We start from the raw sequence: 9,784 nt of genomic DNA on the forward strand, positions 1-9,784 counted from the left end.
GGTGACGACGAGTATAAAACGGCCCCTGAAAACCCGGTCCGGTCTGGCGAAGGCCAAGCGGATCGTCGTGAAGGTGGGGTCGTCGTCTCTGACTTCCATCACCGGCGGCCTGTCGGAGGAAGCCCTCGTGTCGCTCTCCAACGTGCTGGCCGCCCGGAGGAACGAGGGCACCGAAGTCATCCTGGTCTCCAGTGGTGCCATCGCTGCGGGTCTGGCGCCCCTCGGGTTGAACCGCCGCCCCAACCAGTTGTCTTCCCAGCAGGCTGCGGCCAGTGTGGGGCAGGGCCTGCTGATGGCGCGATACACCGCGGCGTTCGGGGCTCACGGCGTGACAGTCAGTCAGGTGCTGCTGACCGCTGAGGATCTGATCCGACGCGGCCACTACGCCAACGCCCACCGGGCGATGGAGCGGCTACTGAACTTCGGCGTCGTCCCGATCGTGAACGAGAACGACACCGTTGCAAGTCACGAAATCCGGTTCGGTGACAATGACCGGCTGGCCGCCCTGGTGGCTCACCTGGTGAAAGCCGACGCTCTGGTGCTGCTGTCCGACGTCGACTCCCTCTACGACGGTCCGCCGAAAGATGGTGCGCAACGGATTCCCGAGGTGCGCGGACCCGTTGACCTTGAGGGCGTCGAAATCGGCCGCACCGGCAAGGCCGGCGTCGGAACCGGCGGCATGGTCACCAAGGTTGAAGCGGCAACGATTGCGGCGAGCTCGGGTATTCCTGCCCTCGTCACCTCGGCCGAGAATGCCGCCGCCGCGTTGGCAGGGGACGACGTCGGTACCTGGTTCAGCACCAACGGCCGCCGGAAGCCCATCAGGCTGTTGTGGCTCGCCCACCTGGCGGACATTCGGGGCACACTCACCCTCGATGATGGTGCGGCGAAAGCCGTCGGGGAGCGCCGTCGTTCGCTGCTACCGGCGGGAATTGTGTCAGTTGGCGGGGACTTCGAAGCCGGTGATCCGGTGGCGATGACGGACACCAGCGGTGCGGTGGTGGCCCACGGGCTGGTCAACTACAGCTCGTTCGAACTTCCGAGGATGCTGGGCCGGACCACCCGGGAGCTGTCCAAGGAACTCGGGCGGGAGTATGAGCGGTCGGTCGTCCACGTCAACGATCTGGTGGTCCTTCGTTAGACTGGGGCAATGACTTCAGTGACCGAACAGCAGACAGATGTGACAGCCGCAGTGCACGCGATCGCTGATCGCGCGCGCGAAGCAGCCCGTCAGGTGGCGGCCGCAAACAGGGCCACCAAGGACAGGGCCCTGCTCGCGGTGGGTGCTGCCCTCGTCGCCAACAGTTCAGCGGTCCTTGCAGCCAACGCGTTGGATGTTGAAGCGGGACAGGCCAACGGCACCTCCACGGCGCTCCTGGACCGGCTCAGCCTCACCGGGGAGCGGATCGAGGGGCTTGCGACGGCGTTGCAGAACCTGGCTGGTCTCCCAGACCCCGTGGGGTCGGTGGAGCGGGGCCAGACCCTCCCCAATGGGGTGCGGATGCGCCAGATTCACGTGCCGCTCGGCGTCGTCGCCGCCATCTACGAGGCCCGACCCAACGTGACCGTCGACATTGCCGGGCTTGCTCTCAAGAGTGGTAACGCGGTTATCCTGCGCGGCGGAAGCGCCGCGGCACACACCAACGCAGCGCTGCTCGGCATCATCCGTGACGCACTGGTCAGCTCGGGACTGCCCGCCGATGCCGTGCAAAGTGTTGATGACTACGGACGCGAAGGCGCCAATGTGCTGATGAAGGCACGCGGTCGGGTGGATGTTCTGATTCCGCGGGGCGGCCGCGAGCTGATCCAGACGGTCGTCACCAACTCTGCTGTGCCGGTGATCGAGACTGGCGAGGGCAACGTCCACATTTACGTCGACCGGAGTGCCGACCCCGCGATGGCCGTGGACATCCTGTTGAACGCCAAAACCCAGCGACCCAGTGTCTGCAATACCGTGGAGACCCTCCTCGTACACCGCGATGCGGGCGCAACCACGGACGTCCTGAAGGCCTTGGCCTCTGCCGGGGTGCGGCTACATGCAGACCAGCGCACCCTGGACAGCCTGCCCGACGGCGTCACCGCCGACCTCGCCACAGACGACGACTGGGCCCGCGAATACATGGACCTTGATCTTGCGGTCGCGACAGTGGACTCGATGGAGGAGGCCATGGCACACATTCGCCAGTGGACTTCAGGACACACCGAGGCCATCATCACGAATGACCTGGGCAACTCAGAGCGGTTCATCGCCGGCATCGACTCGGCCGCAGTGATCGTCAATGCGTCAACCCGTTTCACCGACGGCGCCGAACTGGGTTTGGGTGCCGAGGTGGGCATCTCCACCCAGAAAATGCATGCGCGTGGTCCGATGGGGCTGCGGGAACTGACGACCACCAAGTGGATCCTGCAGGGTGATGGTCAGGTCCGGTCCTAGGACCACGTCGCGAAGCGCGTAACATGGTAGGGAACCTATCCACCGGTTGGTGCTGACCGGTACGCCATTACTTTGATTTCTAGGGGAGAATTTATGCTTTCTCAGCTTCTCAACGCCACACTCGTCGCCAGCGAGACTGGCGGGGGCCACGGGGGACACGTCGAACTGCCGATGGACCCGGTGTTGTACGGCGTCATCATCATGGGCGCGCTGGTTGCCTTGATGTTTGTCACTCTCGCCTTCTCGAGCCTCGGCAACCGCCACGAGGCAGTTGAAGAGCACGCCGATCCCCACAAGCAGCACCCCAACAAGCACGACCACGGCGAAGCCTCACACCGCTAGTAGCGGGGCGGGGAAGGTAGCTAAGTCGCGCCAAGTGAATCCAGCTGACAGAGCACACCCGGACGGAAGTCCGTGGCGCCTAGGCGTCATGGGCGGAACCTTCGACCCTATTCACCACGGACACCTGGTGGCTGCGAGTGAAGTCGCAGCCGTCTTCAACCTCGACGAGGTGGTGTTTGTACCGACCGGGCAGCCGTGGCAGAAGGCCGAACGTGAGGTCAGCGCCGCCGAGCACCGGTACCTGATGACCGTGGTCGCGACAGCTTCCAATCCCAGCTTCACGGTGAGCAGGGTGGATATCGACCGCCCCGGTCCCACCTACACGATCGACACCCTCCGGGATCTGAAGGCCGAACGGCCGGAGGCGGAGCTGTTCTTCATCACCGGGGCCGACGCGATGGCGCAGATTCTGTCCTGGAAGAACGCTGATGAACTGTGGTCGTTGGCCCATTTCGTCGGTGTCACCCGGCCCGGCCACGAACTCGATGGCAAGGGCAGGGATGTGAGTCTACTGGAGGTGCCCGCGATGGCCATTTCCTCCACCGATTGTCGACGGCGAGTCGCCGCCGGCGATCCAGTCTGGTACCTGGTGCCGGACGGCGTGGTGCAGTACATCGCCAAGCACGGACTGTACCGCGACGCCTCAAGGCCTGTTGAACCACTTGAACCACACGTTTCACACGACGACATAAGATCTACTACTGGGTGAGAAAGCAATGAGTAACGGCAACGAATCCGCACAGAGCCGGAAGTCACTTCGGCATACCCGCGGGACTAACGCCGACGGGCAGACAGCCGAACTGGAAACTGGTTCGCAGTCGTCCACCGAACCGCAAGCCACCGGACAGCGCCCCCCTGACCGGGCTACTCCTGAACTGCCCCACTCCGAACCGGTCATTTCTGAGCGGCGCAGTCGTCGCGCCGCTGACGCTCCCGTCGATGCGACGCCAACCCACCCGGGTGAGCGGGTTTCGCAGACCCGCGCACGTGACCGGGAAGCGCTGAGGGCCTATCGCGCCCTGGCGGAGCAGCGCCCCCAGGCTGAGGCTGCGCCCGAGCCGTCACGGCGCCAGCGCCGCGTCCAGCAGCTTGGCACCTCCACCCCGGGCGCGCAAACACTGCCGCCAGCGGCTGCCGAGCCAGCGCCCGAGGTGGACCGCCCGGCGGCCGGTCTGGGGCCGGTGCGCGAGGGCGGCAGGCGGGACCGTCGTCGTCGGATGGATGGACCGGCCGACCAGCCCGAGGGTACTGCTGCCAAGCCGACCGGGCAGACAGCCAAGCCAGTGGATAAGCCGAACGCTGTGCCAGTTCACCAGATGAGTGTTCAGCAGGCGCTGACCGCGCGGGAAACCATCGTGCAGCAGGCCCAGGAGCAGGTTGCGCAGATGGTGGCTGCCCGCGACGATGATCCGTTCACTGTCGACCTGGAAATCCTTGCGCAGCAGAAAGCCCTTGCCGAACGTGCCGCCGTACTCAACAGCCGCGCCCAGAAGATGCAGCAACTCGCGCAGGCGAACGAGCAGCGGAAGCCGAGCGCCAACGACCCCACCACGGCGCACAACCTCTCGATCGTGTCGCCCAAGGAATTCATCCGGGTTCCCGGGGTGCCCCGTGAGGTTTCCGCAGCGGGGCCAACGGCCCCCGCCTCGGACGCGGTCGTTCCCATTGGGGCGCGCACCGCTCACGGGCTTGAACCACTCGATGCCATGACGGCGGGGCTGGCGCGCGTCAAGCGCCTGCAGCTATTGCAATATTCCATTGTCAGTCTGGGCGCTTTGGCGCTGGTCACCGGAATCATGATGATTTCAGGTGTCTTCAATTGAACAAGACGGCTGACCACACCCAAGGAGATAAGTGAGCGCTAACGAAACGTCCATCGCGATTGCCCGGGCTGCTGCACATGCAGCGTCGGAGAAAATCGGTCAGGACATTGTTGCTATTGATGTCAGCGAACGGCTGGCAATTACCGACGTCTTTCTGGTTGCCTCGGCATCCAGCGAACGGCAGGTCAACTCGATCGTCGATGGTATCGAGGAAGAGCTGTCCAAGCAGGGGCTGAAGCCTGTTCGCCGTGAAGGGCGCAGCGAGGGCCGATGGGTACTGCTGGATTACCTCGACGTCGTCATCCACGTCCAGCATGAGGAGGACCGTGTCTTCTACGCACTCGAGCGCCTGTGGGGAGACTGCCCGGTCATCGATCTGCAGCTCGACACCACGCCGCCGGCTTCGGCTGACGCCGCTTCCGCTGCCGAGTGAGGTTCGCCGCCACTGAATCGGCTGGCGCTCGGAGGATCATTTTTTGGCGGCACGGGCGGACTGATTGGAATGCAAGGGGCCTGTTTCAAGGTCAGGAGGACATTCCGCTCGACGAGTTGGGCAAGCAGCAGGCCCGTGAGGCTGCCGCCGAGCTGGCTCATCTGGCGCCCACGCGTCTGGTGTCCTCAGACCTGGGTCGGGCCGCCGATACCGCGGCTGAGCTGGCCTCCCTCACCGGGCTGTCAGTTGAACTGGACCCGCGGGTTCGCGAAACCTTCGCCGGTCAGTGGCAGGGGTTGGCGTTTGCCGAGATCGCGTCGCGGTTTCCTGCCGACCAGACGGCTTGGCGATCCGGTGAACCTGCGGTGCGTGCCGGTGGCGGAGAGAGCCGGGTCGACGTCGGGCGGCGGATGGCCGCAGGTACGCTCGACGCCGTCTCCAGCCTCACCGCCGGGCAGACGCTGGTGGTTGCGAGCCACGGGGGTTCGATCCGGGCCGGTCTCGCCGCGCTAATGGGTCTGCCTCCCGAATTGTGGTCTTCGCTCTCGGGCGTTTCGAACTGCCACTGGTCGATGCTGGAGGAACTCGATCAGGGTCCCACGGGCATCAGCCGGTGGCAGTTGACCGAGCACAATGTGGGCCTGTCCTCGATGCCTTCCACCCCATTGGAAGGCTAATAGCGGGCTGAAAGTGGCGTGGATGCCGCCGATTTTGCAGGGGGCGGATTGTTGACTAAACTAAACAAGTTGCTTCGGCCAGTTCGGCGGGGGTGACACCAAGGAATTGGGGCTATGGCGCAGCTGGTAGCGCACCTGCATGGCATGCAGGGGGTCAGGGGTTCGAATCCCCTTAGCTCCACCAATGATCCGCTAGAACAACTGGAAGCACCAGTTGTTCCAGCGGATTTTTTTTGCCCGCAAGTATCTGTTCAGTCCGGGTCAGCTGTCTGATTAGTCCGCATGAGCCCAGGGAAGCGCCTGTTGCGGAAGATGCTAACGGTTTGGTTGCGCAGCCTGCGATACTCGTAGACACAAGCGACCCTAGGAGAGCCATGAAGGATCCACCGGCACCGGGCAGGGGTGAATACCGTCGGCGGCTTTGGGGAGCGCTGGGCGGAGCCAGCCTGGGTTTTGTCTTGGCATACGTCGGCTACACGCTGATCACACCGGTGCTGGAAGCCAGCCCCGGATTAATCCGTGAGTTGCAGGGCCTGTCGTGGAATCTCGTTCCTGGTCTTACTGTGCTCGGGGGCATCGTCGGGTGGCTGCTAGCTGGTCCCCGGCGGGGGCGCTGAATGAAGGCCTCCGGCACCCTCGTGCCGGCAGGGCCGTCGTCGTCGCTAGGAGGCAGGCTCGGAGTCGCGTTTGGCTGGCCGATGTCCGGCGATTGCGGCGCGGAGGTCTCCCTCTTCGTGTCCGCCCTCTTTTTTGCCGAACGGCAATACCTTGAGCAGTGGGTGCAGCACTGCCATCACAATTAGACCCCAGGCGAGTCCCAGGACGGTTGAGCATAGGGTGTTCACGAGCCAGGCCAGGAAACCGCCGACCACTGCGATCCCGACGAACGGGGCCTCAAGGGCATGGACCAGGTCGTACGGTAGGTGCCAGCCAAGGTCATACACACCCTGCAGCATGATGTGCCCGCCGACCCACAGCATGGCGATTGTGCCGATGAAGGTGATGGCGGCGAGGACGGCGGGCATCCCCTTCACGAGCGCCTCGCCGAATCGCTTGGAGCTAGCGGAGTCTTTGGTGGTCAGATGCAGGCCGATGTCGTCCATCTTGACGATCAGAGCAACGGCTCCGTAGACGATCACAGTGATCGCAATTGCCACGACGACGAGGATAATCGCCCTGGCCCATATCGACTCGTCAGCCACCTCGTTCATCGAGATGACCATAATCTCGCAGGACAGGATGAAATCGGTGGTGATGGCACCCTTGGTGACTTTAGCCTCCGCCTCGGGTCCCCGGTCCACCGCCGGCGCCTTCTCCGCATCGTGATGCCCGCGGAGCTTGTGCCAGACCTTCTCGGCACCCTCAAAGCACAGATAGGTGCCGCCCAGCATGAGGATGAATGGGATGATCCACGGGATGAAGGCACTGATGAGCAGCAATGCCGGCAGAATGATCAGCAGCTTGTTACGGAGCGAGCCCCAGAAGATTCGCTTGATCATCGGCAGTTCGCGGGACGGGTCCGCCCCGGACATGTACTGCGGGGTGACGGCGGCGTCGTCGATCACCACGCCTGCCGCTTTGGCGCCAGCCTTGGCGGCGCCAGCAGCAACATCATCCACCGAGGCAGCCGCTATGCGGGCGAGGGCTGCGACATCGTCCAGCAGGGCGACGAGACCGCCGCTCACAGTTCAAGTCCAAACTGTTTGAGAGCGGAGAACCGGGTGCGTGGGCCTCGGTTGAGGCGAGTGATCAGCATGCTTCAAGTATATGGTCCGGATGGAGATTCGGCAGGGATGGTGGCGCTCACCCGGCTCCTGGTTCAGGCGACAGCCCACGCAACCCTGTTGCGCCCAAGGTTCTTCGCCTGATACAGCGCGGTATCGGCCCGGCCGAGGAGCAGCGACGCGCTGTCCTGATCCTCGGACAGGGCCGCCCCCACCGAGCGGGTCACCTGCAGATCAAGCGCTGCTGCCCGGAGACGTTCAAGGATGTCGTCTGCCTCGCTCGCGGAACAACCGGGTAATAGAACGACAAACTCGTCGCCGCCGATCCTCCCCAGGGTGTCACCGGACCTCAGTACCCTCTGCCAGGCGCCCGCAAGTTCCTCCAATAGCCGGTCGCCTGCCGCGTGACCCTGACGATCGTTCACGCTCTTGAAATGATCGACGTCGATCAGTCCCGCGACCAGCCTCTTGCCAGTTGGATCGTCCCCGCTCAGAGCCGCTTGAAGGATCCGGTCCAGGCCTCGACGGTTCATAACAAGGGTCAGCGGGTCAATCTCGCTGTGTTCACGGGCCTGGGATAGCCACATGATGACACCACCGGTGGTGGTAACGACGGTGAAAAGTGCGATCGGTTCAAAGGCGGTCAACTGGTGGGTGGATTGCTCCTGGGGGAGCACTGCGACGCTGAGGTAGGCGACGGCGGCGAATCCGATCTCCACGGCGGCCACCAGCGGATTCAGGAACAGCAGCGCAAAGATGATCACCCAGAGGTAAAAAAAGCTGAATGACACTGTCACCGAAGTACTGCCGCCGGTAGCGGTCAGCGCGGTGATGACCGCTGTGCCAGCAGCCAACAGCCACGGCAGAAGCGCCAGCGGAGTCCGGTGCCGCAGCTTGTAGACGGGTAGACCGATCACGATGAGGAACACTCCCAGTCCGATCAGAAGGCGATCATTCAACGTGCTCGGGTGGGGGAAAACCAGGACGAGGAGCATCGCCACGCCACCCACCAGATAGAACAGGGCCATGGCGGAGACAGCCACCTCCCTCGGGTAGGGGAAGGGCCGTGTTCGGCGCAACCAGTTCAGGAGGCTCGCGAAAGCAGCAGGAGAGTTGGTGCGTGGGGGTGTGTACATGGCTGAGACCTTGCTGTTCAGTAGCCCATCTGCTGGCGAACCGCTCAGAGCAGCAAGGGCGCTTATGGCCAACCTACAGCAGAAGAAAACGTTGGTTCATCCAATGCGGGTGATGTGGTTACCTCTGCGCAGGGGCACAGTGCTGAGGTACAAGCATCGGGACCCCACCGCAGGTCCTGAAAACCCGCGCACGTCGCTGAAGGAGTAAAAGTGGAAATCCTTTCAACAATCTGGGACTTCTTTTGGCTACTGATCTGGATCTATGCCGTAATCGCCTTCCTGACCCTGTTGTTCTCGGTTGTGGCAGATCTGTTCCGCGACGAGACCCTGTCCGGTTGGCTCAAAGCGGTATGGCTTGTTTTCCTGGTGTTTGTCCCGTTCATTTCGATCCTCGTCTACCTGATCACACGGGGAGACGGGATGGCGGACCGGGGCCAGCGACTGGTCACCGAACGCAGGGAGGCGCAAGCCGAGTACATCCGGTCGGCCGCCGGTTCCAGCATCAGCGACGAGATTTCCAAGGCCCACGCTCTCCTCGATGCGGGAACCATCAGCGCCGAGGAATACGAGCTCATCAAACAGCGGACGCTAGCCCGGTAACGCACTCGCGGTGCCAGTCAACATGCGACGCTCAACGGGCGTCACCTTCTCTAGGGAGTAGTTATGGATTTCTGGAACAGTTTTTGGAGCATCTTCTGGTTCCTTTTCTGGATCTACGCGGTGCTGGCTTTTGTCACAATTCTGTTCTCAGTCATCGCTGATCTTTTCCGGGACAAGACCCTCAAAGGATGGCATAAGGCAGCCTGGCTGGTCGGCCTCATTTTCTTGCCTTTCCTGTCGATCCTCGTGTATCTCATCGCCCGCGGCGACGGCATGACGGCTCGGAACGAACAGCAGGCAGTCGCCCGGCATGACGCCCAGTCCGCGTATATCCGGTCGGTGTCCGGTGTCAGTCTCAGTGACGAAATCAATAAGGCGAGGGCACTCCTCGATGCGGGGACCATCACCGATGAGGAGTACACCCTGATCAAGCAGAAGGCGCTGAGCGCCTAGTCGTGGAACCGGTCCTGTCAGGGTCAGTCACTTCAGTAGTCCTCGGAGAACCGGTACATGAACGCGGCCATCGCGTCACGGTTCACTGGGGTGAGGGCACGGTAGGTTTTCGTGCCATTGGGTCCAGCCCAGCCGGTGCTGATGCCGGTGGATGCCAGCCAG

12 protein-coding genes and 1 tRNA gene are annotated in these 9,784 nt (G+C 63.1%); 11 read left to right on the top strand and 2 right to left on the bottom strand.

Going from position 1 to position 9,784, the window contains the following annotated elements; all coding sequences use genetic code 11:
• Position 1 precedes the first annotated feature (1 nt).
• The 9 genes from proB (at position 2) to ACX80T_RS13200 (ending at position 6,326) form a co-directional block, all read left to right on the top strand.
• Positions 2-1,141: a glutamate 5-kinase gene (proB, locus tag ACX80T_RS13160; protein ID WP_024477332.1), complete on the top strand. Its 1,140-nt coding sequence runs from the start codon at positions 2-4 to the stop codon at positions 1,139-1,141.
• A gap of 9 nt (positions 1,142-1,150) precedes the next feature.
• A complete protein-coding gene (locus ACX80T_RS13165; protein ID WP_019482653.1) occupies positions 1,151-2,434 on the top strand; it encodes a glutamate-5-semialdehyde dehydrogenase in 1,284 nt (427 codons plus the stop codon).
• A gap of 93 nt (positions 2,435-2,527) precedes the next feature.
• Positions 2,528-2,776, top strand: a complete 249-nt coding sequence (locus tag ACX80T_RS13170) for a hypothetical protein (protein ID WP_019482652.1) — start codon at positions 2,528-2,530, stop codon at positions 2,774-2,776.
• An 88-nt stretch (positions 2,777-2,864) separates the two neighbouring features.
• Complete coding sequence (gene nadD / locus ACX80T_RS13175; RefSeq protein ID WP_019482651.1) at positions 2,865-3,485, top strand: nicotinate-nucleotide adenylyltransferase; 621 nt, start codon at positions 2,865-2,867, stop codon at positions 3,483-3,485.
• Between the two features lie 7 nt (positions 3,486-3,492).
• Complete coding sequence (locus tag ACX80T_RS13180) at positions 3,493-4,599, top strand: hypothetical protein (RefSeq protein WP_116778116.1); 1,107 nt, start codon at positions 3,493-3,495, stop codon at positions 4,597-4,599.
• Positions 4,600-4,630: 31 nt separating this feature from the next.
• Positions 4,631-5,032: a ribosome silencing factor gene (rsfS, locus tag ACX80T_RS13185; RefSeq protein ID WP_019482649.1), complete on the top strand. Its 402-nt coding sequence runs from the start codon at positions 4,631-4,633 to the stop codon at positions 5,030-5,032.
• On the top strand, positions 5,029-5,709 hold the full coding sequence (locus tag ACX80T_RS13190; protein WP_024477433.1) for a histidine phosphatase family protein: 681 nt from the start codon (positions 5,029-5,031) through the stop codon (positions 5,707-5,709). The genes rsfS and ACX80T_RS13190 overlap by 4 nt, the downstream gene beginning before the upstream one ends.
• Positions 5,710-5,817: 108 nt before the next feature.
• Positions 5,818-5,893: transfer RNA gene (locus tag ACX80T_RS13195), tRNA-Ala, on the top strand.
• Positions 5,894-6,083: 190 nt separating this feature from the next.
• Positions 6,084-6,326 carry a hypothetical protein gene (locus tag ACX80T_RS13200; protein WP_133185422.1) on the top strand — a complete coding sequence of 81 codons (243 nt, stop codon included), beginning with the start codon at positions 6,084-6,086 and terminating at the stop codon, positions 6,324-6,326.
• Positions 6,327-6,371: 45 nt separating this feature from the next.
• Here the strand turns inward: ACX80T_RS13200 and ACX80T_RS13205 are convergent, their stop codons facing one another.
• Together ACX80T_RS13205 and ACX80T_RS13210 are read right to left on the bottom strand one after the other, a co-directional pair.
• The gene (locus ACX80T_RS13205; RefSeq protein WP_024477432.1) at positions 6,372-7,394 is read right to left on the bottom strand and encodes a DUF808 domain-containing protein; all 1,023 of its coding nucleotides are present in this window, start codon (positions 7,392-7,394) and stop codon (positions 6,372-6,374) included.
• 134 nt (positions 7,395-7,528) lie between these two features.
• Complete coding sequence (locus ACX80T_RS13210) at positions 7,529-8,569, bottom strand: GGDEF domain-containing protein (protein WP_084442934.1); 1,041 nt, start codon at positions 8,567-8,569, stop codon at positions 7,529-7,531.
• 210 nt (positions 8,570-8,779) lie between these two features.
• Here ACX80T_RS13210 and ACX80T_RS13215 point away from each other — a divergent pair, with 210 nt between their 5' ends.
• Both ACX80T_RS13215 and ACX80T_RS13220 read left to right on the top strand, forming a co-directional pair.
• Positions 8,780-9,169, top strand: a complete 390-nt coding sequence (locus ACX80T_RS13215) for a membrane protein (protein ID WP_024477430.1) — start codon at positions 8,780-8,782, stop codon at positions 9,167-9,169.
• A 63-nt stretch (positions 9,170-9,232) separates the two neighbouring features.
• Positions 9,233-9,622 carry an SHOCT domain-containing protein gene (locus tag ACX80T_RS13220; RefSeq protein WP_024477429.1) on the top strand — a complete coding sequence of 130 codons (390 nt, stop codon included), beginning with the start codon at positions 9,233-9,235 and terminating at the stop codon, positions 9,620-9,622.
• The last annotated feature ends 162 nt before the right edge of the window (positions 9,623-9,784 follow it).

This window comes from Arthrobacter sp. Sr33 (assembly GCF_054511195.1).